Origin of the sequence: Ralstonia pickettii, assembly GCF_016466415.2 — a bacterium.
Lineage (GTDB): Bacteria > Pseudomonadota > Gammaproteobacteria > Burkholderiales > Burkholderiaceae > Ralstonia > Ralstonia pickettii.
In genome coordinates this window covers 1,150,098-1,174,157 of the sequence record NZ_CP066771.1, presented here as the reverse complement: position 1 = coordinate 1,174,157, position 24,060 = coordinate 1,150,098, and the positions used below count along the sequence as shown (strand labels likewise).

The window sequence follows — 24,060 nt, the reverse complement described above, 5'->3', positions numbered from 1 at the left end:
GGCTTACTCCTTGGCGGCAACGGTGGCAGGTGCAGCAGCCGGCGCGGCAGCCACGTCCCGGACGTTGCGCAGTTCAACGCCCAGCCCTTGCAGATAGGCGACCACGGCGTCTTCTTCCGTCTTGCCGGCCAGTTGCTCGCGCGCACCGGCGATCTGTGCATCCGTGTACGGCACACCAAGCTGGCGCAGGACGTGCATCTTCTTTTCGATGTCGCTGTTGTCGAGCGGCGTCTTCGACAGCCACGCATATGCAGGCATGTTCGACTCGGGCACCACTTCACGCGGGTCGCGCAGGTGGATGCGATGCCAGTCGTCCGAATAGCGTTGCCCCACGCGCGCCAAGTCCGGACCGGTGCGCTTGGAACCCCACAGGAACGGGTGATCGAACACCGATTCACCTGCCAGCGAATAGTGGCCATAGCGCTCGGTCTCGGCGCGCAACGTACGCACTTGCTGCGAGTGGCAGCCAACACAGCCTTCGCGGATGTAGATGTCGCGCCCCGCCAGCCGCAGTGGCGAATAGGGAGCGATGCCCTTGACCGGTTCAGTGGTCGAGTGCTGGAAGAAGAGCGGCAAAATCTGCACCAAGCCCGCAATGCTGACGACGACGAGCGTCATCGCAATCAGCAAGCCGATGTTCTTTTCCAGCGTCTCGTGCGAGAAAAACTTGTTGGATTGGTTGCTCATGTTCCCCTCCTCACTGAGCCGCGACCATCGGGGTCTGGGCCGATTGAGGAATCGGCGCATCGATTGCCTTGCTGCCCTGAATGGTCTTGAACACGTTGAATGCCATCAGCAGCATGCCGCCCAGGAAGCACAGACCACCAGCCAAGCGAATCAGGTAGAACGGGTACGTTGCCTTGACCGCCTCGACAAAGCTGTAGGTCAGCGTGCCGTCGGCCTCGGTGGCACGCCACATCAGGCCTTGCATCACGCCAGCAACCCACATGGCGGCGATGTAGAGCACCACGCCAATGGTCGCCACCCAGAAGTGCACCTCGATCAGGCGCGTGCTGTACATCTTCTGTTGACCGAACAGGCGCGGAATCATGTAGTACATCGAGCCGATGGTGATCATCGCCACCCAGCCCAGGGCGCCGGAGTGCACGTGGCCAATCGTCCAATCGGTGTAGTGCGACAGCGCGTTGACGGTCTTGATGGACATCATCGAGCCCTCGAACGTCGCCATGCCGTAGAAGGACAGCGCCACCACGAGGAACTTCAGGATCGGATCCGTGCGCAGCTTGTGCCAGGCACCCGAGAGGGTCATGATCCCGTTGATCATGCCGCCCCACGACGGCGCCAGCAGAATCAGCGAGAACACCATGCCGAGCGACTGTGCCCAGTCCGGCAGCGCGGTGTATTGCAAGTGGTGCGGGCCCGCCCACATGTAGGTGAAGTTCAGCGCCCAGAAGTGCACGATCGACAGGCGGTAGGAATAGATCGGTCGCTCAGCCTGCTTGGGCACGAAGTAATACATCATGCCCAGGAAGCTGGTGGTCAGGAAGAAGCCCACCGCGTTGTGGCCGTACCACCATTGCACCATCGCATCCTGCACGCCGGCATATGCCGAGTACGACTTCCAGAGCGACACCGGCAGCTCGGCGTTGTTGACGATATGCAGCAGCGCGATGGTGATGATGTAAGCGCCGAAGAACCAGTTGGCCACGTAGATGTGCCGGGTCTTGCGCTTGATGATGGTGCCGAAAAACACGATCGCATAAACCACCCACACCACGGTGATCAGAATGTCGATCGGCCATTCCAGCTCAGCGTATTCCTTCGAGCTCGTGTACCCGAGCGGCAAGGTGATCGCAGCCGCCACAATCACGGCCTGCCACCCCCAGAAAGTGAATGCGGCCAGCGTGTCGGAAAGCAGGCGCACCTGGCAGGTGCGCTGCACGATGTAATACGACGTCGCAAACAGCGCACTGCCGCCAAACGCAAAGATGACGGCATTTGTGTGCAGAGGACGCAGCCGGCCGTAGGTCAACCACGGCACCCCAAAATTCAATTGCGGCCAGATCAACTGGGCCGCGATCAGCGCACCGACCGCCATACCGACAATGCCCCAGACGATCGTCATGATCGAGAACTGGCGGACAACGCGGTAGTTGAAGGTCTGGGTGGGCTGCAACGCGCTGGACGATTGCATGCTTGCTCCCCAAGATAGTTGGTGTGATGTGGTCATGTTAAGAACCAGGCCGCTGGAGAGCCTTGACGTGCATCAAGGCAACCCAGGCAACGTGGTCAGGCAGTTCCGTCCCGCGACACTGCGTCGCGCGTGGGCGTATCGGGGTCCAACAGAATCGATTCGGCCGGCGCTTTAAGATCGTCGTACTGCCCAGAGCCGACGGCCCACCAAAGGGCGCCTACGATCGCCACCACGAGCATCAGCGACAGTGGAATCAGCAGGAACAGCGTTTCCATGGCCCCTCCTTTTAAGTCGCGCGCGAAAGACGCCATGCGTTGAGCGCCACGAGCAGCGATGACAACGACATGCCGATGCCCGCCGCCAGCGGGGACAGCCACCCGAGCGTGGCCAGCGGAATGCTGATCGCGTTGTAAGCGAACGCCCAGCCCAGGTTTTGGCGCACAACACGCAATGCGCGGCGACCGATCGACACGGCTTCGCTGATGGCCAGCAGCCGCGGCTCTGTGAAAATGGCGTCCGCGCCGGCCTGCGCCAATGGCGCACCGGATCCGATGGCGATGGAAACCTGCGCCTGCGCAAGCAATGGGGCGTCGTTGATGCCATCTCCGACGGCCAGCACATGTGCACCGTTTGCCTGCAACTTGTGCACGTAGGCACGTTTATCTTCGGGACTGGCGCCGCCCACCGCGTGATCGATACCGAGTCGGTTGGCCCACCAGTGAACGGTCTCCGGCGCATCGCCGGAAACAAGATGCAAGCGCAGGCCTTGCCCACGCAACGCGCTCAGGCAGACAGGCGCATCGCCACGCGGCGTATCGGCCAGCGTGAAGCGGGCAAGCGGCTCGCCATTGCGGCCGAGCCAGACGCAGGTGCACGCGGCCGCCGGCGGCACCTCCTCCATTGGCGCTTCCGTGTCGTAACGGATGGAGGTGATCGCGTGATTTGCGTATTGCGTCGCCGCGAACGACTGCGTGCCCAGCCGCATCACATGACGGTCGGCCAAGGCATACACGCCCTGCCCCGGCACGTTCGTCACCGGCCCCAACGTTGGCAACGGCATTGCATCTGAAGTGGCGCCACGCAACGACTGGGCGATCGGATGGCTCTCGGCCTGCTCCATCGCGCAAGCCAGTGCGAGGCAATTCTCTGCATCGAGATCGGAGAAGGTCTCGATGCTCAACAAGCGCAAACGCCCTTCGGTGAGCGTACCGGTCTTGTCGAGCAGCACATCCGTAGCGGCCGCCAGGCTCTCGATAGCGTGACCGCGCGTAACCAGCACACCACGCCTGGCCAGCGCACCGCTGGCAGCAGCCAGCGCAGACGGCGTGGCCAGCGACAACGCACATGGGCAGCTCACCACCAGCACCGCCACGGTGACGGCAAACATCCGTGTCGGGTCGATCCACCACCACGCGATCGCCGTCAGCAGCGCCCAGCCGAGCAACACTGCAACAAAGCGCCCGGCCACACGATCGGCGAGCTCCGCCATGCGGGGCTTGTCCGTCAAGGCACGCTCCAGCAGTTCGACGATGGCGGCAAGGCGCGTTTGGGCGCCCACGCGGTACACACGCACGCGAATGGCGCTGACAACGTTGTAACTGCCTGCCAGCACGGTCGCGCCCACGTCGCGCGGACGCGGCACGCTTTCACCGGAGAGAAGCGATTCGTCGATCTCGGTGGTGCCGTGTTCGATGGAGCCGTCTGCAGGCAGTACTTCACCGGCTCGCACCTCCACGCAATCCCCTGGCTGCAAGGTCGCGACTGGGATGGTTTCCAGCGCACCGCTTTCGGCATCGATGCGCCGGCAGGTGGCCGGCAGCTGACGCACCAACGCCTCGGCGCCCGACGCTGCGCTTTGCCGCGCACGCAGCTCCAGATAACGCGCCGCGAGCAGGAAAGCGACGAACATCGTCACTGAATCGAAATACGTTTCACCATGGCCGCGCAGGGTGGCGACTACGCTGGCAACGAATGCTGCGCCAATGCCCAGCGCCACGGGCACGTCCATGCCGACGTGCGCATGCCGTATCTGCCGCCACGCGTTGATGAAAATGGGCCGCGCAGAGATCAACACCACCGGCGCCGTCAGCAACAGGCTCGCCCACTGCATCAGGCGCGTCTGGCTCACGGGGATGTCGCTGCCGTGCAGGTACACCGGCCATGCGTACATCATCACCTGCATCATCCCGAGCATCGCCAGCCCCAAGCGGATCAGCAGGCTGCGGCGTTCGCGCGCCTCGGCAGTGCGGCGGGCGGATGGCTGGTCCGGCCACGCTTCATATCCGACGTCGGCAATGGCTGCAAATACGGCGGACAGCCTCAGCGCGCCAGCATCGCCGACGATGCGCGCGCGTTCCGTGGCGTAATTGACGGTGGCTTCACGCATGCCCGGCACCCGCGAAAGCGCGCGCTCGATCAGCCACACACAGGCGGCGCAACGCATGCCGCTGATGGCAAGCGAAAGCTCTTCCGAGCCATCCGCGCGCGGGCGTACAAAGCGCTCACGCATCACAGGCAGATCGTAGGTCGCCCAAACCGCTTCAGCTTCGGTGCGGCGGTCGCCTTCGATGGGCTTGGCAAAGGCGATCGGGCCGTCATAGATGTGGCCCATGCCCGAGGCGTGCAGCGTTTGCGCGACAGCCTGGCAGCCGGCACAGCAAAATTCCCGGGACTTCCCGCCGATATCCGCGTGGAGTGCGATGGCACCGTCAAGCGGCGATGCGCAGTGATAGCAGGTGATGCGCGACGCGGCTGTCCCGCTCGAACCAATAGGCGAGCCTGTTCCGGCAACCGGTGCGGCTGGATGGGTGGGGGCGAATGTCGTCGTCATTATGAGGACGATGCTAGCCAGCCTCCCCCGGCCGGCCCTTGACGCGCATCAAGCGCCTGGCAATCAGAATGAGGTGGAAATTGAGGTGGAAATGCGACCCGCAGAGCACCCGGCGCAGCCACCCCTCCCATAAAAAAATAAGCCGCCTATAGTGGATAGCTGCACCAGGCAAACAGGAGGGCGCGACATGGCAACCGAATTCAGCCTGTACAACATCCACTGCGAATGGGGCGAGCACGGCGCGTCCGCGCTGGCGCCGCATTGCGACGCCGTCATCGTGGTGGACGTCTTGTCCTTCTGCACCTGTGTGGATGTGGCCGTGGCGCGCGGGGCACGCATCTATCCGTATCCATGGCGCGACGCCAGCGCTGAAACCTTCGCGCGCCGCGCGGGGGCGATGCTGGCGGGCTACAACCGCAGTCAGGCAGGCTACACGCTCTCGCCGACGTCGCTGCGGGAACTGCCGGTCGGCAGCAGCCTGGTCCTACCCTCGCCTAATGGGGCGACGCTCGCACTCGCCACTGGATCAACGCCGACGTTTGCTGGCTGCCTGCGCAACGCGCGCGCGGTCGCGGAAGCTGCCTCGCGGCTGGGCCGACGGGTGGCCGTGGTGGCATCAGGGGAACGCTGGGCCGACGGCACCTTGCGCCCAGCGCTGGAAGACTGGCTGGCCGCCGGTGCGATCGTGCATCACCTGTCGGAAACGGTGGCTGGGTTCCTGCCGCAGGCGCTGTCGCCGGAAGCGCTCGCGGCTCGCGCGGTCTACCGTGAGGCGTCGCAGACCGGCATGATGAAAGCGTGGTTGCTCGATTCTGTATCGGGCCGCGAGCTGTGCGAACGGGGCTTTACAGAAGACGTGACCATGGCCTCGCAAACGGATGTAAGCAACGTCGCCCCCATGCTAGTGGAAGGCGCGTTCCGCAACGTCAACCGCAAGACCGAGCGCCTGCCGCAAGACTTCTTTGGGGCAAGCCTGCGGCCTTCGCAGGCACCGCCCTCACACCGCAACGCGCCGCCAACGTCACACTAGGCTGTCGCTACCGGAAGCAATCACGTCAACGACGTGTCCACCTCGCGGCGAGGTGCTTCGAGGTATTCGCGTGACTGCATCTCGACGATGCGCGACACGGTGCGCTGGAATTCGTTGGCCATTTGGCCTTCGGTGTACAGCTCCTCCGCCGGCACCTCGGCCGACATCAGCAGCTTGACCTTGTGGTCGTAGAACACGTCGATCAGCCACGTGAAGCGCCGCGCCTCGGATGCCATGCGCGGCGTCATCTTGGGCACATCGGCCAGGATGACTGTGTGAAAGCGCGAGGCGATTTCCAGGTAGTCGTTCTGTGAGCGCGGCCCCCCGCATAGCGTGGCGAAGTCGAACCACACCACACCGCCGGCCTTGCGCGCTGCCCGAATCTCACGGTGCTCGATGCGCAGCACCGGCGACTCGTCCGGCACCCCGGCCACCGCCGTAAATGCATCCCGCAACGCCGAGTTGGCCTTCGCGCCCAGCGGCGTGTAATACGCCTGCACCTGCTCCATCGCCCGCTTGCGGTAATCGACACCCGCGTCGACGTTGAGGATGTCGAGCTTCTCCTGCAGCAGCGCGATGGCCGGCAGCACGCGGTCGCGATGCAGGCCGTCCGGATACAGCAAGTCGGGCCGATAGTTGGACGTCATCACGAACTGCACGCCGTTGGCAAACAACTGATCGAGCAAGCGGTGCAGGATCATCGCGTCGGCAACGTCGCTGACGTGAAATTCGTCAAAGCAGATCAGGCGGTAGCGCTTGGCAATGCGTCGGGCCAACTCGTCCAGCGGATCAGCGCGGCCACGCAATTCTTCCAGCTGGCGATGCACTTCGCGCATGAACTCGTGAAAGTGCAGACGCGTTTTGCGCACCAATGGCACGCAGCCATAGAACGCATCCATCAGGAACGACTTGCCGCGCCCCACCCCGCCCCACATGTAGACGCCACGCGGCAAATCGGGGCGCACGAGCATCTTGCGCAGCGCATTCGAACGACGGGCCTTGTAGGCGACCCACTCGTCGTAGCACCGCTGCAGGCGGTCGACGGCGCGTTGCTGCGCTTCGTCCGGCTGGTAGCCGCGCGCCTTCAGTTCCTGTAGGTAGGTTTCCTGGACGTTCATCTGCTTGATCTGCTTGGGGCACCATTTACGGGCCCAAATGGACCGATGCCCGGCAATCTTGTGGATTCACCGGGCATCGTGCTTGCCTTGCGGCTTGCGATTTACATATTGAGCTGACGCTTGTCGACGGCCAGCGCAGCTTCGCGCATCACTTCCGACATCGACGGGTGCGGGTGGCAGATACGGCCGATGTCTTCGGCTGCAGCCTTGAATTCCATCGCCACCACGGCTTCGGCAACCAGGTCCGAGGCGTTGGCTGCGACGATGTGCACGCCCAGGATTTCATCGGTCTTCGCATCGGCGATGACCTTCACGAAACCGTCGGATGCACCCATGCCCAGCGCACGGCCGTTGGCCAGGAACGGGAACTGGCCGGCCTTGGTCTCGCGGCCTTCGGCCTTGAGCTGCTGCTCGGTCTTGCCGACCCATGCAATTTCCGGGTAGGTGTAGATGACCCACGGAATGCAGTTGTAATCGATGTGCGGCTTCTGGCCGACGATGCGCTCGGCCACAGCCACGCCTTCGTCTTCTGCCTTGTGCGCCAGCATCGGGCCACGCACCACGTCGCCGATCGCCCACAGGTTCGGCAGCTTTGTCGCGCAGTGGTCGTCCACTTCGATAAAGCCACGCTGATCCGCCGCCAGGCCGATCGCTTCCAGGCCCAGGTTGTCGGTGTTCGGCACGCGGCCGATCGACACGATCAGCTTGTCGCACTCCAGCACTTGCGCAGCGCCGGCAGCGTCGGTGTAGTTGACCTTCACGCCCTTGGCCGACGATTCGATCTCGCCAACCTTCACGCCGACGTTGATCTTCAGGCCCTGCTTGGTCAGCAGCTTGTTGGCTTCCTTGGCAACCGATTCGTCCGCCGCACCGAGGAAGCTCGGCAGCGCTTCGAGAATCGTCACTTCGGCACCCAGACGGCGCCACACCGAGCCTAGTTCCAGGCCGATCACGCCAGCGCCGATCACGCCCAGCTTCTTCGGCACTTCGGCAAACTTCAGTGCGCCTTCGTTGTCGGCAATGGTCACGTTGTCGACCTTCACGCCCGGCAGATGGCGAGCCTTCGAGCCCGTGGCAATGATCACGTGCTTGGCAGTCACGACTTCCGTGCCGGCCTTGCCTGCGATCTCGACCTGATAGCCGGCGTCGGTCTTGCCGACGAACTTGCCGTGGCCCTTGAGCAGCGTCACCTTGTTCTTGCGGAACAGGAACTCGATGCCCTTCGTCATCTTGCCGACGATGTCGTCCTTGCGCTTGAGCATCTTGGCCACGTCGACCTTGACGCCATCCACCGTGATGCCGTGGTCGGCCAGGTGGTGGTTCACGTTCTCGAACTCTTCCGACGAGGCGAGCAGCGCCTTCGAAGGAATGCAGCCGACGTTCAGGCAGGTGCCACCCAGGCGCGGCTCGCCCTTCGGATCATCGTAGGGGTTGTCTTCGCAGCAGGCCACGTTCAGGCCCAGCTGACCCGCGCGGATGGCGGCGATATAACCGCCGGGGCCGGCGCCGATCACCAGCACGTCAAATTCTTTGCTCATGGAGAAATCCTCGATTCGGACGCCGCCGCACAGCGCGGGCGGCGTCTCGTGTCATCAACGCGGTCGATTAGAGATCCAGCAGCAGGCGGGCCGGATCTTCCAGCGCTTCCTTCATCGCCACCAGACCCAGCACGGCTTCGCGGCCGTCGATGATGCGGTGGTCATAGGACATGGCCAGGTAGTTCATCGGGCGGACCACGACTTGGCCGTTCTCCACCACGGCACGGTCCTTGGTGGCGTGCACGCCCAGGATGGCCGATTGCGGCGGGTTGATGATCGGGGTCGACAGCATCGAGCCGAACGTGCCGCCGTTCGAGATCGAGAACGTACCGCCGGTCAGGTCGTCCAGCGTCAGCTTGCCGTCCTTGGCCTTCTGGCCGAATTCAGCAATCTTCTTCTCGATATCGGCCAGGCTCATCTGGTCGGCATTGCGCAGGATGGGCACCACCAGGCCGCGCGGCGAGCCAACAGCGATACCGATGTCGAAGTAGCCGTGGTAGACGATGTCGTTGCCGTCAACCGATGCGTTGATGATCGGGTACTTCTTCAGCGCGTGGACAGCCGCCTTCACGAAGAACGACATGAAGCCCAGCTTCACGCCGTGAGTCTTCTCGAACTGGTCTTTGAACTTGGCGCGCAAGTCCATCACCGGCTTCATGTTGACTTCGTTGAAGGTGGTGAGGATAGCGTTGGTCGATTGCGACTGCACCAGACGCTCGGCGATACGGGCACGCAGGCGGCTCATCGGCACGCGCTCTTCCGGACGGTCGCCCAGGGCGGCGAAGTCCACCGGAGCAGCCACTTGCTGCAGCGCCGGACGTGCGGCTTGCGGAGCGGCAGCAGCAGCCGGCTTGGCGCCACCGGCCACGGCACCCAGCACGTCGCCTTTGGTGATGCGGCCATCGCGGCCCGTGCCGGCCACTTGGCCAGCCGACAGGTTGTTCTCGGCCATCAGCTTGGCAGCCGACGGCATCGCCACGCCACCCGCTGCAGCGGCGGCCGGAGCGGCAGCAGCCGGTGCCGGTGCAGCAGCCACGGGGGCCGGTGCAGCAGCTGCCGGAGCCGCGGCGCCTGCCTTCCCTTCGGTGTCGATCTTGGCCAGCAGCTGTTCCGACGTCACGGTTGCGCCGTCGGCGACCAGCACTTCAGCCAGCACGCCAGCCGACGGGGCCGGCACTTCCAGCACAACCTTGTCGGTCTCGACTTCAATGAGGATTTCGTCCTGGGCCACGGCTTCGCCCGGCTTCTTCTTCCAGGAGATCAGCGTGCCCTCTTCAACGGACTCGGAAAACTGCGGGACCTTGACTTCAACGATAGCCATTTCGGTGCTTCCTTGGATTCATGTGCACGTGCCCCTCTCGTTCGGGAGCCGCGCTAATTCGATATATGGTGGAATTCGGTAGCGGAGATGCGTCAAGGCGACAGCCGAAGCTGCCGCCTTGGAGCGAATGTCGCTTACTTGTTCAGCACGAAGCCTTTGAGCTTGCTAAACGCGGCATCGATCAGTGCCTTCTGCTGCTCGTTGTGCTTGGCGTAGTAGCCCACGGCCGGCGATGCCGATGCCGGGCGGCCTGCGTAGCCCAGCTTCTGGCCCTCGGTCATGTTCTCGAGGATGTAGTGCTGCACGAAGAACCAGGCACCCTGGTTCTGCGGCTCGTCCTGGCACCACACCACTTCAGCGAGGTTCGGATACTTCTTGAGCTCGGCTGCGAACGACTTGTGCGGGAACGGATAGAGCTGTTCCACACGGATGATCGCCGTGTCGGTCAGGCCACGTTCCTTACGAGCGTTGACCAGGTCGTAGTAGACCTTGCCCGAGCAAGCCACGACGCGCTTGACCTTGGCGGCGTTCAGATCTTCGGCCGTATCGGCAATCACGGTCTCGAAATGGCCCTTGGCCAGATCCGACAGCGGCGACACAGCATCCTTGCTGCGCAGCAGCGACTTGGGCGTGAGAATGATCAGCGGCTTGCGGAACATCCGGATCATCTGGCGACGCAGCAGGTGGAAGATCTGCGCCGGCGTGGTGGGCTGCACCACTTGCATGTTGTGGTCTGCGCAGAGCTGCAGGTAGCGCTCCAGGCGTGCCGAGCTGTGCTCCGGACCTTGGCCTTCGTAGCCGTGCGGCAGCATCAGCGTCAGACCCGAGGCGCGGCCCCACTTCACTTCGCCCGACGAGATGAACTGGTCGATCACGACCTGTGCGCCGTTGGCGAAGTCACCGAACTGGGCTTCCCAGATCACCAGGGTGTTCGGCTCTGCCGACGAATAGCCGTACTCGAAGCCCATCACGGCCTCTTCCGACAGCACCGAGTCGATCACGGTAAACGGAGCCTGGCTTTCCGACACGTTCTGCAGCGGGATGTAGCTGCCGGCGTCCCAACGTTCGCGGTTCTGATCGTGCAGCACGGCGTGGCGGTGCGTGAACGTACCGCGGCCTGCGTCCTGGCCGGTGATACGAACCGGGTAGCCAGATGCCACCAGCGATGCGAAGGCCAGGTGCTCGCCCATGCCCCAGTCCAGCGGCACTTCGCCCTTGCCCATCTTGGCGCGGTTGTTGACGACGTTCTCAACAAGCGGATGCAGCTTGAAGTGATCGGGGATGACGGTGATGCGCTCGGCCAGACGCTTCAGTTCGGCCATCGGCACCGCCGTGTCGGCCGAATCCGTCCACTTGCGGTTCAGGAACGGCAGCCAATCCACCGCGAACTTGTTCTTGAAGTTGGACAGCACCGGATCGACCGTGTGCTTGCCCGCATCCATGGCGGCACGGAATTCCTGCACCAGGGCGTCCGGCTCCTCGGGCTTCAGCGTCTTCTGCGTGACCAGCTTGTCGGCGTAGAGCTTGCGCGTGCCGGGGTGCGTGCCGATCTTCTTGTACATCAGCGGCTGCGTCATCGCAGGCGTGTCTTGCTCGTTGTGGCCGAGCTTACGGAAGCAGATGATGTCGACCGCGATGTCCTTCTGGAACTCGGTACGGAAATCCACGGCCAGTTGCATGGCCAGCACGACGGCTTCGGGATCGTCACCGTTCACGTGCAGGACCGGCGCTTCGATCATCTTGACCACGTCGGTACAGTACAGCGTCGAGCGCGAGTCGCGCGGGTCCGACGTCGTGAAGCCGATCTGGTTGTTGATGACGATGTGGATCGTGCCACCCGTGCCGTAACCACGCGTTTGCGCGAGGTTCAGCGTTTCCATCACGACGCCCTGGCCTGCGAAGGCCGCATCGCCGTGGACTTGCACAGCCAGCACCTGCGCGCCGTGCTTGTCGCCGCGACGCTCCTGACGTGCCTTGACCGAGCCTTCCACGACCGGGTTGACGATTTCCAGGTGCGACGGGTTGAACGCCAGCGACAGGTGGACGGGGCCACCCGGGGTCGTCACGTCGCTCGAGAAGCCCTTGTGGTACTTCACGTCGCCGGCCGGTAGGTCGTCCACGTGCTTGCCTTCGAATTCGGCGAACAGGTCAGCGGGCATCTTGCCCAGCGTGTTGACCAGCACGTTCAGACGGCCGCGGTGGGCCATGCCGATCACGATTTCCTGCACGCCCTTGGCGCCGGAATGCTGGATCAGTTCGTCCATCGCCGCGATGAAGCTTTCGCCGCCTTCCAGCGAGAAACGCTTCTGACCGACGTACTTCGTATGCAGGAAGCGCTCGAGGCCTTCAGCGGCCGTCAGGCGTTCGAGGATGTGCTTTTTCTTTTCAGCCGAGAACGTCGGCTTGGAACGAATGGTTTCCAGACGCTCCTGCCACCAGCGCTTTTGCGCCTGGTCGCTGATGTACATGAACTCAGCGCCGATCGAGCCGCAGTACGTTTCGCGCAGGTTGTTGACCAGCTCGCGCAGGCTCATCGACTCCTTGCCGAAATACGTGTTGCTGGCGTTGAAAACGATGTCCTGATCGGCTTCGGTGAACCCGTAGAAAGCCGGGTCCAGATCCGGAACGGGCGGGCGCTCCTGACGCTTGAGCGGATCGAGATCGGCCCAACGCAGGCCCACGTTGCGGTAGGCAGCCACCAGCTGCGTCGCCGCCACGCGCTTGCGACCCATATCGGAATCGGCAGACGCGACGATCGTGCGGATCGGGCCATGCTTGGCGCGCTCGGCGAACGAGGTGACGATGGGGGCGTGGGGGATATCCCGGGCGTTGGAACCGTCGACGGCGGGGACGTTCTGCAGCGCATCGAAGTACGCGCGCAGTGCCTCGCTAACGGACGTGGGATCTTGAAGGTACGCTTCGTACTGATCTTCAACGTAGGCGGCGTTACCGCCGGACAGGTACGAAGTGTCCAGGTACTGCTTATACAGCTCTGTCATGGGGCGCTCACTTTTCTCCGGGTCTGCCGGAGTTCAGCGGGTTCATCAACCTTCCGCGACACGGCTTGACCGGTTAGCGGATCGCAAACTAAATCGCCTGAAATCACCTGGTCGGACCGGATCGCGCATGGCAGAAAGGGGGTACCGAGACAGCTTTTACAGACAAGTTGTGCGGGAAGGACCTAAGTCTTCACGAGGCAGAAGCATAGCATGTTTATAAGCAATATTCTGATTCTTTGACGTGACAAACGACCCTTGTTATGCCACATCAAAACCATGCTTCCATCACATTCAGGCGGGCGAAATACGATCTACCCAATCGGTGATCAAACCATCCAGTCCTGCGCTCCAAAGCAGGTGCGCGCGATCCAGGTCGTTGACGGTATAGCAGCAGACGCGAAAGCCTGCGGCGTGTGCCTGGTCAATGATCTCGGGCGTCAGTTCGCGATGGTTGGCGTCGAGCGCAACACAATCCAATGCGCGCAGGCGATCGAGCCAATCGGCCGGGAGCTTGTCGAGCAGCAACGCGCGAGGCAACTCCGGCACCGCCTCGCGCGCGGCAGCCAGCGCATCTTCGGAAAACGACGACAGCAGCGGCGGCACGGCGGCGCCGGCCCACAGTGTGCGGGCATCCAGCGCAACCGCCGCGCCGGTGCGCCACTCCGCGCCTGGCACCGGCTTGATCTCGATATTGGCAAGGAAGTTGTTGGCGCGAAGGTAGCGCGCGATGGCTGCCAGCGTGGGCACCGGCTCGCCGGCGTAGGCGGGGCTGTGCCAACTGCCTGCATCCAGCTGCGCGATCTGACCGAGCGTGAGCGCATCAAGACGGCCCGCGCCGTTCGTGGTGCGATCCAGCGTGGCGTCGTGCAACAGGACCGACGCGCCGTCGCCTGAGAGCTTCACATCAAACTCGAACATGCGATAGCCGAACGACGCACCATGGCGGAAGGCTGCCAGCGTGTTCTCCGGCGCCAGCTTGCCCGCGCCGCGGTGCGCAATAGCACGCGGATACGGCCAGGCTGGCAATGCGCGCGCGCCGGTCATGCCAGCGCCTCGATGCGGCGCGTGGTTTGCGGGTCGAACCAGTGCAGGTGCTCGGCCGACGCGGTGATGGGTAGCTTGTCGCCCGCCTTTACGCTGGCGTGCGGTTCAAGACGAACCACGACCGGATGGCCGGCCAGGGCGCCGTACGCGAATGCATCCGCGCCGAGGGCCTCCACCACGCGCACGTCGATGAAGGCGATGGCCTCATCAGCCGAGCACGGCTCGATATGTTCGGGACGCAAACCCATGAGCGCACGCTCGGGCAGATGAAGGCCCATCGGCAAGTGGCCGAGCGTGGCGGCGGCATCGCTCTCCTTCGCTCCGTCCACCCGAATCTGCGTGTCGCCGCCGGCGTTGCGCGACACGGGCACGAGGTTCATCGGCGGCGAGCCAATAAAACCGGCCACAAACGTGCTCGCCGGACGCGAGTACACCTCGAGCGGTGTGCCGATCTGCTCGACCCGGCCGCCGTTGAGCACCATCATGCGATCGGCCAGCGTCATGGCTTCGACCTGATCATGCGTGACGTACAGGCTCGTCGTGCGCAAACGGCGATGCAGATCCTTCAGCTCCAGGCGCATCTGCACGCGCAGCTTGGCATCCAGGTTGGAGAGCGGCTCGTCGAACAAAAACACAGCCGGTTCACGCACGATCGCCCGACCCATGGCCACCCGCTGGCGTTGCCCGCCCGAGAGCTGACGCGGCTTGCGATCCAGCAGCTTGCCCAGCTCGAGAATGCCCGCAGCCTGTTCCACACGCGCTTGAATATCGCTCTTGGGCAAGCCGCGAATCTTTAAGCCATAAGCCATGTTGTCGAACACGCTCATGTGCGGATACAGCGCGTAGTTCTGGAACACCATCGCGATGTCGCGCTCGGCCGGCTCGAGTTCGTTGACGACGCGGTCGCCGATCCAAACTTCGCCGCCGGTGATGGGCTCGAGGCCCGCCACCATGCGCAGCAGCGTGGACTTGCCGCAGCCCGAGGGGCCGACGATGACGATGAACTCCCCGTCGCCGATTTCCATGTCGATGCCGTGCACGACCTGGAGGTTGGCGTAGTGCTTCTGAACGTTGCGTAGCGAAAGTTTTGCCATCTTGCTTCTTTTACTTTTCGGTTTCGACGAGGCCCTTCACGAACCACCGCTGCATCCCGATCACGATTGCCGCTGGCGGCAACATGGCCAGCATCACGGTGGCCATCAGCAGGTTCCAGTCGGTGGCGGAATCGCCGGAGCGGGAGATCATTTGCGTCACGCCCAGCACAATGGGCGTCATGTTCTTTTCCGTCGTGATCAGCAGCGGCCAGAGATACTGGTTCCAGCCGTAGATGAACTGGATCACGAACAATGCCGCGATGCTGGTGCGCGAGAGCGGCAGCACCACGTCCCAGAAGAACTTGAGCGGGCCGGCGCCATCGATGCGCACAGCTTCCGCCAATTCATCGGGAATCGTCAGGAAAAACTGCCGAAACAGGAACGTGGCCGTGGCCGACGCAATGATCGGAATCGTCAGGCCCGCGTAGCTGTTCAGCATGCCAAGGTCCGACACCACCTTGTACGTGGGCAGGATCCGAACTTCCACCGGCAGCATCAGCGTGACGAAGATGAGCCAGAAGAACGTCTTGCGCAGCGGGAACTTGAAATAGACGATCGCAAACGCCGAGATGATGGAGATGGCGATCTTCCCGAGCGAGATGCCCAGTGCCATGATCAGGCTGTTCATGAGCATGGTGCCGACCGGCGTGGCCGAGTTGCCCATGCCCGACGTGAGCACCGTGCGGTAGTTTTCGATGAGATGCGGACCGGGGATCAGCGTCATGGGCGCCTGCAGCACGTCTTCGGCCGTCAACGACGACGCGACGAATACGACGTACACCGGAAACGCCACGACGATCACACCGAGAATCAGCACGACGTGGGTGAGGAAGTCCAGGAACGGACGGCGTTCAATCATGGTGCGTCTGCCCTCCTTTCAGTATTGGACTTTGCGTTCAACGTAACGGAACTGGACGATCGTCAGCACGATGACCAAGCCCATGAGGATCACCGACTGCGCTGCCGATCCACCGATATCCAGACCGCGCACGCCGTCTTGATAAACCTTGAACACCAGCGTCTCCGTCGCCTTGAACGGGCCGCCCTGCGTGACCGAATCGATGATGGCGAAGGTGTCGAAGAACGCATAGACGACGTTCACCACCATCAGGAAGAACGTGGTGGGCGACAGCAGCGGAAAGACGATCGACCAGAAGCGCTTCCACGGCCCGGCACCGTCAATGGCGGCCGCTTCGATCAGCGACTTCGGAATGCTTTGCAGCCCTGCCAGGAAGAAGAGGAAGTTGTAGCTGATCTGCTTCCACGCCGCGATGATGACCACCAGCGTCAGCGCCTGACCGCCGTTGAGCACGAAGTTCCAGTCCACGCCCATCTTGCGGATCACGAACGAGACGATGCCCAGTGATGGGTTGAACAGGAAGCTCCACAGCACGCCCGCGACGGCCGGCGCAATCGCGTACGGCCAGATCAGCAAGGTCTTATAGAATGTGGCGCCACGCAGCGCGCGATCGGCAAAATACGCCAGCGCCAGCGAGGTGCCAAGACCAACCAGCGCAACGCCAATGGCGAATACCGCCGTGGTCTGGAAGGAACCGAGGTAGGTCGGATCGGCAAACAGATCGTGAAAGTTCTCCAGCCCCACGAATTCGAGGTTGATGCCGAAGGCATCCTGGCGCAGCAGCGACTGGTAAAGCGCCTGCCCCGCGGGCCAGAAGAAGAACACCAGAGTGACGACGATCTGCGGGGCGACCAGCACATACGGCAGCCAGCGCGATCGGAAAACGACGCGTTTTTCCATGCGACATTCCAAAAACGCACCGCCGGCCGGTGCGAGCGCACGAGGCCGGCGGTTTAGACGAGCGCCGAATCGGCGCTTATTCCTTGACGGTCTTCTCGAAGCGGACGAGCAGCTCGTTGCCGCGTGACACTGCCGTGTCCAGCGCCTCCTTCGGCGCCTTCTTGCCGGCCCAGACGGATTCCAGCTCTTCGTCGATCACCTGACGGATCTGCGGGAAGTTGCCCAGACGGATACCGCGCGACTTGTCGGTCGTCTTGACGATCATCTGCTTGACGGCCACGTCGGCGCCCGGGTTCTTCTCATAGAAACCGGACTTCTTGGTCAGTTCATACGCTTCCAGCGTCACGGGCAGATAACCCGTCGACTGGTGCCAGTCGGCCTGCATTTCCGGACGCGACAGGAACGAGAAGAACTTCGCCACGCCCTTGTACTCCTCGGCCTTGTGGCCGCCCATCACCCACAGCGAAGCGCCGCCGATGATCGTGTTCTGCGGGGCACCCGGCACGCCGGCTTCATACGGCAGCGGTGCCGGGCTGAAGTTGAACTTGGCGTTCTTGCGGATATTCGCCAGCGCTGCCGACGAACCCGTGTGCATGGCGCACTCACCTGCGATGAACTTCGCCTTCGGCTCGTCCTTGCGGCCGGCGTAGGTGAAGTAGCCCTTCTTCTGCATGTCGAGCAGGTTCTCGATGTGCTTGATCTGCACAGGGCCGTTGAAGTTCAAGCGGGCCTTGGCCCCGCCAAAACCGTTGTTCTCGGTCGCGAACGACACGTTGTGCCATGCCGAGAAGCTCTCCAGATGCACCCACGACTGCCAGTCGGTCGTGTAACCGCAGGGCACGCCAGCCGCCTTCAGCTTGGCCGCGTCGACAGCCACTTCCTGCCACGTTGCGGGCGGCTTGTTCGGGTCAAGGCCAGCCTTCTTGAAGGCGTCCTTGTTGTAATACATGATCGTCGTCGAGCTGTTGAACGGGAAAGACAGCATCTCGCCCTTGTTCGACGTGTAGTAACCCGCCACGGCCGGCACATAGGCCTTCGGGTCAAACTTCTCGCCAGCGTCCTTCATGATCTTGGCTACCGGCACGATGGCGCCCTTGGCGTTCATCATCGTTGCGGTACCGACTTCGAAGACTTGCAGGATGGCCGGTGCATTGCCGGCGCGGAAGGCCGCGATGCCGGCGGCCAGCGATTCATCGTATTGGCCCTTGTAGACCGGCACGATCTTGTAGTCGGACTGGCTAGCGTTGAACTTGGTGGCGATCTCATTCACCTTGTCGTTCAAGGCGCCTTCCATCGAATGCCACCATTGGATTTCCGTCACTGCGTACGCGCCTTGCGCAAACGTACACGCGGCCAGTACTGCCGCCGCCCCCGCAATCTTCTTGATCGACATCATTTCTCCTTGTTTCGACCCGGCGGGCTCCCTCGCTCCGCCCACGGCGCGCCGACTGTATATGCACGGTCGGTCATTTTTATGACAGCGGGATGTTACTTGCCTTTCTGTCACAAAGAAATCGGGAAATCCCTCCAAGGTTTGGCTTGCAACGGCCGTTAGAATGGGTTGAAGACACTCTCTATTGCTCGCGCAGCATGCTCGCCCCACCCACCACTCCTGCCGCTCCGGACTCGCCTGAAACCGCGCCCCTCGTTGCCGACCGGCGCGCTCCGCTGGCCCTGAATCAGCTCTCGGATGATGCACTGCGCAATATCACCGGCATCTTCACCGACGTGGATGGAACCCTCACGACGAAGGGCAAGCTGCCCGCGCACACGTACTCGGCGCTGGAGCGCTTGCATCGCGCCGGCATCAAGGTCGTGCCCGTCACCGGCCGGTCGATTGCCTGGTGCGAAGTCATTGCGCGGTTGTGGCCCGTTGATGCGGTGATCGGCGAGAACGGCGCGTTTGCCATGCGCGTCGATTCGCGCGGGCATCTGGCCACCGATTTCGTGGACGACGCGCAGACGCGCGCACGCAACCTCGAGCGCATCCGCGAAGTGGGTGCAGAGATCCGGCGTGCCGTGCCGGGTTCAGCGCTGGCGACGGATCAAGCCTGGCACGCGGCGGATCTGGCCGTCGACCATGCCGAACAAGTCCCGCCGCTGCCGCAGCACGCCGTGCGGCACATCGTCGACATCATGCGCACGCACGGGATGCATGCCACCGTCAGCTCGATTCACGTCAACGGCTGGTTCGGCAAGCACGACAAGCTGAGCGCCAGCGTTTCGCTGGCGCGCCGCGCATTCGGCCTCGACCTGCATGCCGAGCGCGAACGCTGGGTGTTCGTGGGCGACTCCGCCAACGATGCGGCAATGTTCGAGTTCTTCCCACTCTCGGTGGGCGTGGCCAATGTGCTGGATGTGATCGACACGCTGCCCGTGCCGCCGGCGTACCTCACCGCGGCCGAAGGCGGCGGCGGTTTTGCCGAAGTCGCCGAGCGCATCCTGGAAGCGCGTTCCCTGGCCCTCCCCGCGCCGCACGACTGACGCGGCATTCCTGCACCGCAACACGCCCTGGAGAGCCAGCGTCGCTTGCCGCAAGCGGCAAGCCGCTTGCGCCGAAATTGGGCGTTGCACCGCTTTGCACCATGTGACGGCCTCATAACGGTGCATGCTGTGCCAACGCCCTTTTTAGCGCAACCGACAGGAGCCCCCATGCAACCAGAGAAACTGCGCCAGCGTTTTGAACATGCGGAAAACACCATCGCCGAACTGGCCCGGACCTGCGCCTCGCACAAGGATGTGCCTGACGCGCTGAAGCAATCGATCCAGCAACTGGACGATCAAGCCCGCCAATGCCACTCGCGCCTGGAAGGCGCTGAAGACCCGCAGACTTTCGTAGAAGCCATCGACAAGCTCGAAGCCTGTTCCGACCATGCGAAAACGGCCTGCCAGAACGCCAGCGGCAAGGTGGACCATTCCGTGGAATCTGCCGTGATGCGCGCGCATGAAGAGCTGTCGCAGCTCAAGCACAAGCTGCACTAAGCGCAGCACGCATTCTCGGCCGCCAAAAAAAGGGCGGATTCCCTTATCGGAAATCCGCCCAATCCCAATCGCCAAGCTCGACGATATCCAGTGGACTGGCCCCGCTGACGGCACGTCAGTCGAAGCCAAGCTCCTGCAATTTGCGCGTGATGGTGTTGCGGCCGATGCCCAGACGCGTTGCCGCTTCAACACGGCGCCCGCGCGTGACACCCAGCGCAGCCTCAAGAATCGCCTTCTCGAAGCGTCGCGTAAGTGCGTCCATGACGTCGGGCTGGCCCGCTTCGAGCATGGCCTTGGCCTCGCCCGCGAGCGCGCGCTCCCAACCTGCTGCGATGGATGCCCCCGCTGCAGAGCTTGAAAGCAACGTATCGACCGACGGCGTAACACCATACGGTTCGCCACCATGCGACGGCTCGCCGATGAAGGCGGGGCGAGCCGCGGCCTCGCCCATGACCGGTAGCATCTGCGCGTTGCCTCGCACCAGGTCGGCGGGCAGATCCTTGCTTTCAATGGTCTGCGCCGGCGCCATCACAGTGAGCCAGTTGCAGAGGTTTTCCAGTTGCCGCACGTTGCCGGGGAACGGCAGCGTGGCGATATGCGCCAGCGCATCGTCCGACATGCGCTTGGGCTCCACGCCCAGCTCCTTGGCACTCTTCTGCAAGAAATGGCGCGCCAGCAGCGTGATGTCTTCCGGGCGTTCGCGCAGCGCCGGCAAGCGCAGACGGATCACGTTCAGCCGGTGAAACAAGTCCTCGCGGAACAGACCGTCCTTGACGCGGGTTTCCAGATTCTGGTGCGTGGCCGCGATGACGCGCACGTTGGCCTTGAGCGGGTTGTGGCCGCCCACGCGATAGAAGTGGCCGTCCGACAGCACGCGCAGTAAGCGCGTCTGCAGATCGAACGGCATGTCGCCGATTTCATCGAGGAACAGCGTGCCGCCCTCGGCTTGCTCAAAGCGGCCGCGGCGCATGGTCTGCGCGCCCGTAAATGCGCCACGCTCGTGGCCGAACAGCTCGGATTCGAGCAGGTCTTTCGGAATCGCCGCCGTATTCAGCGCGATGAACGGGCCGCTGGCGCGTGGGCTGTGCTTATGCAGCGCCCGGGCCACCAGTTCCTTACCCGTGCCGGATTCGCCGGTGATCAGCACCGTCACGTTGGACTGTGACAGCCGCCCGATCGCGCGGAACACGTCCTGCATGGCCGGCGCCTGTCCGAGGATCTCCGGCGCATCGCTCAGGCGATCATCGATCTCCTCTTCGCGCAGGCTCTCCTCCAGCGCACGGCGGATCAGTTCGACTGCGCGATCCACGTCAAACGGCTTAGCGAGATATTCGAACGCGCCGCCCTGGAACGCCGCTACGGCACTGTCGAGATCGGAATACGCGGTCATGATGATGACCGGCAGCCCCGGGTGCTTTGCCTTGATGGCCTGCAGCAGATCCAGCCCCGAGCCGCCCGGCATACGGACGTCGGAGATCAGGACTTGCGGCGTTTCTTCGTCGAGCGCGTTGAGCGCGTCGCGCACGTTGGTAAAGCTGCGCGAGAGCAGGCTCTCGCGTGCCAGCGCCTTCTCAAGGACCCAGCGGATGGATTGATCGTCGTCGACTATCCAGATTGGCTTCATGTGTTGGTTCGTCTGCTTGACTTCGTCTCGCCTGGGCCGTCTCGCGCTGCGTTGTTGAAGCTGTGACGCTTCAGTGCAGCGGTACGAGAATGCGGAAATCCGTCTGACCTGGCCTGCTCTCGCATTCAATCAGGCCGTCATGCTGCTGCACGAACGTCTGCGCGAGTGTCAGACCCAGCCCACTTCCCCCCTCCCTTCCTGACACCAGCGGGAAAAAGATTCGCTCGCGGATGTCGTCCGGGATACCAGGACCGTTGTCCACTACATGCAAGTCCAATGCCAGCTTGTAAAGACGCTTTGCAATCGTAACTTTGCGCGCAACGCGCGTGCGCAGAATGATTTCGCCGTCGCCCTGCGCAATCCGAGCGCCAAGCGCATGCGCCGCGTTGTGCACGATGTTGAGCACCGCCTGGATGAGCTGCTCCTTGTCACCGCGAAACTCCGGCAGACTCGCGTCGTAGTCGCGCACGATATGCAAGCCCTGCGGGAACTCCGCCAGCACCACCGAGCGCACGCGCTCCAGCACCTCGTGGATGTTCACATCGCCAACGATATGCGGATGCCGGTGTGGTTCGAGCAGGCGATCGACCAGCGTCTGCAGGCGGTCGGATTCCTTGATGATGACTTGCGTGTACTCGCGCAGCGAACGTTCCGGCAGTTCGAACTCCAGCAACTGCGCCGCGCCGCGAATGCCGCCCAACGGATTCTTGATCTCGTGTGCCAGATTGCGGATCAGCTCTTTGTTGGCGGAGGTCAGGTCCAACAGGCGCTCTTCGCGCTCGCTGCGAATCTTCTGCTCGTTGGGCAGCAGCTCAAGCAGCACTGACGCAGGCGCAAAGTCGAGTGCGCCCACGACGGCGTGCGCGTGCAGCGGTTCGTGGCCCAAACGGTCGAGCGAGACGTCGCGCCGCTTGGCATCGAATTGGCGGGCTGCCACGGTGGCAATCATCTCGGCCAGTTCGGACGGGTCGGCAAACAGCTCGTACAGCGACATCTCCACCAACTGCCGGCGTGACACGGCCAGCGCGGCTTCCGCGGCGGGATTGGCGTAGAAGATTGTCAGCGCCGGATGGCGGACGAAGAGGATGGGATTGGGCGCCGCGTCGAGCCCAGGGAACAATGGCGGCGCGCCATGTGAAAACGGAATGGGTGGCGGCCCGTCGATGGGCTCGCCCGCTGCCGCCTCACGCGCGGCGGACGCTGACGGCGCAGATGGCGTCGTCTGTTCCTGTTCATCGCGGCGTGCCGCTTTGCGGATCAGTCGACGCATAGCTCACCTACTCCTTGAGATTGCCCAGCTCCCGGCGGATGGAATCGACATTGGCCTGACCTTGCCCCTGTTCCACGAATCCCATAACCGAGGGAATTAGGCAGCCCGGTGTTGCTGAGCTGCGGACCAGTTTTTCTCGAACGTCATGGGGCTGACGTAGCCCAGCGTCGAGTGGAGTCGGCTGGCATTATAAAAGCCAAGCCAGTCAATTACCTCGTCCATTGCGGCGCGGCGGGTAGCGAACTGGCGACCGTGCAGGCGAGCGACCTTCAACGACCCCCACAGACTCTCAGTCGGCGCGTTGTCCCAGCAATCGCCCCTGCGGCTCATTGACGAGCGCATGCCATACGCCTTCAGGGCGTCTTGAAACAGATGGCTGCAATACTGGCTTCCCCGGTCGGTGTGCACAATCACACCGGCTTCCGGGCGGCGCCGGAACCAGGCCATGCGCAGCGCGTCCGTGACCAATTCGGCCTTCATGTGTGGTTGCATCGACCAGCCAACCACCTGCCGGCTGAACAGGTCGATGATGACCACCAGGTAGAGCCAGCCTTCGGCGGTCGCCACATAGGTTATGTCGCTCGTCCAGACTTGATTGGGTGCTGCTGGGCTAAAGTCGCGTTGCAGCAGATTGGGGGCCACCGGCAAATCGTGGTTCGAGTTGGTTGTCGCGATGTACTTGCGCTTGTGGCGGGCACGGATGCCGTGCAGCGCCATCAGCTTGCGAACACGCTCCTTGCCCACCCGCACCCCACGCGCCAGCAGTTCCTTCCACATGCGCGGCCAGCCGTACTCCCCCTTGACCCCGGCGTGAATCGCCTTGATGTGGGCCAACAAGGCATCGTCACTGAGTCGGCCTCTATCTGGCCTGTCGGTGCTTACTGTGCGTTGCTTGCGCTGGTGATAGCCGCTGGGGCTGACCCCTAACAGCTCACACAGGACCGAGACCGGCCAGTAACGTCGGTTTCGCTCGATGAACGCATACCTCACACCGACTCCTTCGCAAAGTATGCTGCGGCTTTTTTTAAAATATCGCGCTCCATCTTCAAGCGCGCCACCTCCGCCCGAAGCCGGGCCAGCTCCATCTGCTCCGGGCTGACCGGCTTCATACCCGCACCAGTCAGCTTGCCTTCCCGCTCCGCCTTGACCCAGTTATGCAGCGTCTGCGCTCTGATGCCCAGGGTCGCGCTAACCACTGCCATGCTCTGCCCGCTCTTCACCAGCCGTACCGCTTCCAGCTTGAATTCCAGCGTGTACTGCGCCCGCTTTGTCTTGCTTGTCATCACATCTCTCCTT

At 63.0% G+C, this 24,060-nt stretch carries 19 protein-coding genes; 3 read left to right on the top strand and 16 right to left on the bottom strand.

The genetic code is table 11. The annotated features are described in order from the left end of the window. Positions 1-3 precede the first annotated feature (3 nt). From ccoO to RP6297_RS05550, 4 genes are all read right to left on the bottom strand, one after another. A complete protein-coding gene (ccoO, locus tag RP6297_RS05565; RefSeq protein ID WP_009238365.1) occupies positions 4-687 on the bottom strand; it encodes a cytochrome-c oxidase, cbb3-type subunit II in 684 nt (227 codons plus the stop codon). A 10-nt stretch (positions 688-697) separates the two neighbouring features. Further along, positions 698-2,155 carry a cytochrome-c oxidase, cbb3-type subunit I gene (gene ccoN, locus RP6297_RS05560; RefSeq protein ID WP_009238366.1) on the bottom strand — a complete coding sequence of 486 codons (1,458 nt, stop codon included), beginning with the start codon at positions 2,153-2,155 and terminating at the stop codon, positions 698-700. Between the two features lie 95 nt (positions 2,156-2,250). Next, positions 2,251-2,430 carry a cbb3-type cytochrome oxidase assembly protein CcoS gene (ccoS, locus tag RP6297_RS05555; protein WP_009238367.1) on the bottom strand — a complete coding sequence of 60 codons (180 nt, stop codon included), beginning with the start codon at positions 2,428-2,430 and terminating at the stop codon, positions 2,251-2,253. An 11-nt stretch (positions 2,431-2,441) separates the two neighbouring features. Next, on the bottom strand, positions 2,442-4,985 hold the full coding sequence (locus tag RP6297_RS05550; RefSeq protein WP_037027412.1) for a heavy metal translocating P-type ATPase: 2,544 nt from the start codon (positions 4,983-4,985) through the stop codon (positions 2,442-2,444). A gap of 187 nt (positions 4,986-5,172) precedes the next feature. On the opposite strand from RP6297_RS05550, the gene RP6297_RS05545 reads away from it, so the two are divergent. Continuing rightward, complete coding sequence (locus RP6297_RS05545) at positions 5,173-6,015, top strand: 2-phosphosulfolactate phosphatase (protein WP_009238369.1); 843 nt, start codon at positions 5,173-5,175, stop codon at positions 6,013-6,015. 20 nt (positions 6,016-6,035) lie between these two features. On the opposite strand, the gene zapE is transcribed toward RP6297_RS05545, so the two are convergent. From zapE to ugpB, 9 genes are all read right to left on the bottom strand, one after another. Continuing rightward, entirely contained in the window at positions 6,036-7,133 is a 1,098-nt protein-coding gene (gene zapE / locus RP6297_RS05540; RefSeq protein WP_009238370.1) for a cell division protein ZapE, read from the bottom strand. Positions 7,134-7,234: 101 nt separating this feature from the next. Further along, a complete protein-coding gene (lpdA, locus tag RP6297_RS05535) occupies positions 7,235-8,671 on the bottom strand; it encodes a dihydrolipoyl dehydrogenase (protein ID WP_009238371.1) in 1,437 nt (478 codons plus the stop codon). 67 nt (positions 8,672-8,738) lie between these two features. Continuing rightward, positions 8,739-9,992: a 2-oxoglutarate dehydrogenase complex dihydrolipoyllysine-residue succinyltransferase gene (odhB, locus tag RP6297_RS05530; RefSeq protein WP_009238372.1), complete on the bottom strand. Its 1,254-nt coding sequence runs from the start codon at positions 9,990-9,992 to the stop codon at positions 8,739-8,741. Between the two features lie 134 nt (positions 9,993-10,126). Further along, positions 10,127-12,991 carry a 2-oxoglutarate dehydrogenase E1 component gene (locus RP6297_RS05525; protein WP_009238373.1) on the bottom strand — a complete coding sequence of 955 codons (2,865 nt, stop codon included), beginning with the start codon at positions 12,989-12,991 and terminating at the stop codon, positions 10,127-10,129. Positions 12,992-13,282: 291 nt separating this feature from the next. After that, positions 13,283-14,035: a glycerophosphodiester phosphodiesterase gene (gene ugpQ / locus RP6297_RS05520; RefSeq protein WP_009238374.1), complete on the bottom strand. Its 753-nt coding sequence runs from the start codon at positions 14,033-14,035 to the stop codon at positions 13,283-13,285. After that, a complete protein-coding gene (locus RP6297_RS05515) occupies positions 14,032-15,129 on the bottom strand; it encodes a sn-glycerol-3-phosphate import ATP-binding protein UgpC (RefSeq protein WP_009238375.1) in 1,098 nt (365 codons plus the stop codon). The genes ugpQ and RP6297_RS05515 overlap by 4 nt, the downstream gene beginning before the upstream one ends. Before the next feature lie 10 nt (positions 15,130-15,139). Next, positions 15,140-15,988 carry a sn-glycerol-3-phosphate ABC transporter permease UgpE gene (gene ugpE, locus RP6297_RS05510; RefSeq protein WP_009238376.1) on the bottom strand — a complete coding sequence of 283 codons (849 nt, stop codon included), beginning with the start codon at positions 15,986-15,988 and terminating at the stop codon, positions 15,140-15,142. Between the two features lie 18 nt (positions 15,989-16,006). Continuing rightward, complete coding sequence (gene ugpA, locus RP6297_RS05505; RefSeq protein WP_009238377.1) at positions 16,007-16,888, bottom strand: sn-glycerol-3-phosphate ABC transporter permease UgpA; 882 nt, start codon at positions 16,886-16,888, stop codon at positions 16,007-16,009. Between the two features lie 76 nt (positions 16,889-16,964). Then, positions 16,965-18,281 carry a sn-glycerol-3-phosphate ABC transporter substrate-binding protein UgpB gene (gene ugpB / locus RP6297_RS05500; protein ID WP_009238378.1) on the bottom strand — a complete coding sequence of 439 codons (1,317 nt, stop codon included), beginning with the start codon at positions 18,279-18,281 and terminating at the stop codon, positions 16,965-16,967. A gap of 197 nt (positions 18,282-18,478) precedes the next feature. On the opposite strand from ugpB, the gene RP6297_RS05495 reads away from it, so the two are divergent. Further along, positions 18,479-19,372: an HAD family hydrolase gene (locus tag RP6297_RS05495; RefSeq protein ID WP_009277551.1), complete on the top strand. Its 894-nt coding sequence runs from the start codon at positions 18,479-18,481 to the stop codon at positions 19,370-19,372. A 168-nt stretch (positions 19,373-19,540) separates the two neighbouring features. Continuing rightward, the gene (locus tag RP6297_RS05490) at positions 19,541-19,870 is read left to right on the top strand and encodes a hypothetical protein (protein WP_009238380.1); all 330 of its coding nucleotides are present in this window, start codon (positions 19,541-19,543) and stop codon (positions 19,868-19,870) included. Positions 19,871-19,985: 115 nt separating this feature from the next. Here the strand turns inward: RP6297_RS05490 and ntrC are convergent, their stop codons facing one another. From ntrC to RP6297_RS05475, 3 genes are all read right to left on the bottom strand, one after another. Continuing rightward, a complete protein-coding gene (gene ntrC / locus RP6297_RS05485) occupies positions 19,986-21,494 on the bottom strand; it encodes a nitrogen regulation protein NR(I) (RefSeq protein WP_004626371.1) in 1,509 nt (502 codons plus the stop codon). Positions 21,495-21,564: 70 nt separating this feature from the next. Then, positions 21,565-22,764 carry a nitrogen regulation protein NR(II) gene (gene glnL, locus RP6297_RS05480; RefSeq protein ID WP_009238381.1) on the bottom strand — a complete coding sequence of 400 codons (1,200 nt, stop codon included), beginning with the start codon at positions 22,762-22,764 and terminating at the stop codon, positions 21,565-21,567. 96 nt (positions 22,765-22,860) lie between these two features. Then, positions 22,861-24,047, bottom strand: a protein-coding gene (locus tag RP6297_RS05475) for an IS3-like element ISRme13 family transposase (protein ID WP_085960481.1) whose coding sequence is annotated in 2 segments (ribosomal slippage) — positions 22,861-23,792 and positions 23,792-24,047 — 1,188 coding nt in all. Because the reading frame shifts where the segments join, the coding sequence is not laid out codon by codon here. Positions 24,048-24,060: the final 13 nt, after the last annotated feature.

Bases quoted from the DNA above. Each gene is read 5' to 3' on its own strand.
- ccoO (WP_009238365.1), bottom strand. From the start codon at position 687: ATGAGCAACCAATCCAACAAGTTTTTCTCGCACGAGACGCTGGAAAAG.
- ccoN (WP_009238366.1), bottom strand. From the start codon at position 2,155: ATGCAATCGTCCAGCGCGTTGCAGCCCACCCAGACCTTCAACTACCGC.
- ccoS (WP_009238367.1), bottom strand. From the start codon at position 2,430: ATGGAAACGCTGTTCCTGCTGATTCCACTGTCGCTGATGCTCGTGGTG.
- RP6297_RS05550 (WP_037027412.1), bottom strand. From the start codon at position 4,985: ATGACGACGACATTCGCCCCCACCCATCCAGCCGCACCGGTTGCCGGA.
- RP6297_RS05545 (WP_009238369.1), top strand. From the start codon at position 5,173: ATGGCAACCGAATTCAGCCTGTACAACATCCACTGCGAATGGGGCGAG.
- zapE (WP_009238370.1), bottom strand. From the start codon at position 7,133: ATGAACGTCCAGGAAACCTACCTACAGGAACTGAAGGCGCGCGGCTAC.
- lpdA (WP_009238371.1), bottom strand. From the start codon at position 8,671: ATGAGCAAAGAATTTGACGTGCTGGTGATCGGCGCCGGCCCCGGCGGT.
- odhB (WP_009238372.1), bottom strand. From the start codon at position 9,992: ATGGCTATCGTTGAAGTCAAGGTCCCGCAGTTTTCCGAGTCCGTTGAA.
- RP6297_RS05525 (WP_009238373.1), bottom strand. From the start codon at position 12,991: ATGACAGAGCTGTATAAGCAGTACCTGGACACTTCGTACCTGTCCGGC.
- ugpQ (WP_009238374.1), bottom strand. From the start codon at position 14,035: ATGACCGGCGCGCGCGCATTGCCAGCCTGGCCGTATCCGCGTGCTATT.
- RP6297_RS05515 (WP_009238375.1), bottom strand. From the start codon at position 15,129: ATGGCAAAACTTTCGCTACGCAACGTTCAGAAGCACTACGCCAACCTC.
- ugpE (WP_009238376.1), bottom strand. From the start codon at position 15,988: ATGATTGAACGCCGTCCGTTCCTGGACTTCCTCACCCACGTCGTGCTG.
- ugpA (WP_009238377.1), bottom strand. From the start codon at position 16,888: ATGGAAAAACGCGTCGTTTTCCGATCGCGCTGGCTGCCGTATGTGCTG.
- ugpB (WP_009238378.1), bottom strand. From the start codon at position 18,281: ATGTCGATCAAGAAGATTGCGGGGGCGGCGGCAGTACTGGCCGCGTGT.
- RP6297_RS05495 (WP_009277551.1), top strand. From the start codon at position 18,479: ATGCTCGCCCCACCCACCACTCCTGCCGCTCCGGACTCGCCTGAAACC.
- RP6297_RS05490 (WP_009238380.1), top strand. From the start codon at position 19,541: ATGCAACCAGAGAAACTGCGCCAGCGTTTTGAACATGCGGAAAACACC.
- ntrC (WP_004626371.1), bottom strand. From the start codon at position 21,494: ATGAAGCCAATCTGGATAGTCGACGACGATCAATCCATCCGCTGGGTC.
- glnL (WP_009238381.1), bottom strand. From the start codon at position 22,764: ATGCGTCGACTGATCCGCAAAGCGGCACGCCGCGATGAACAGGAACAG.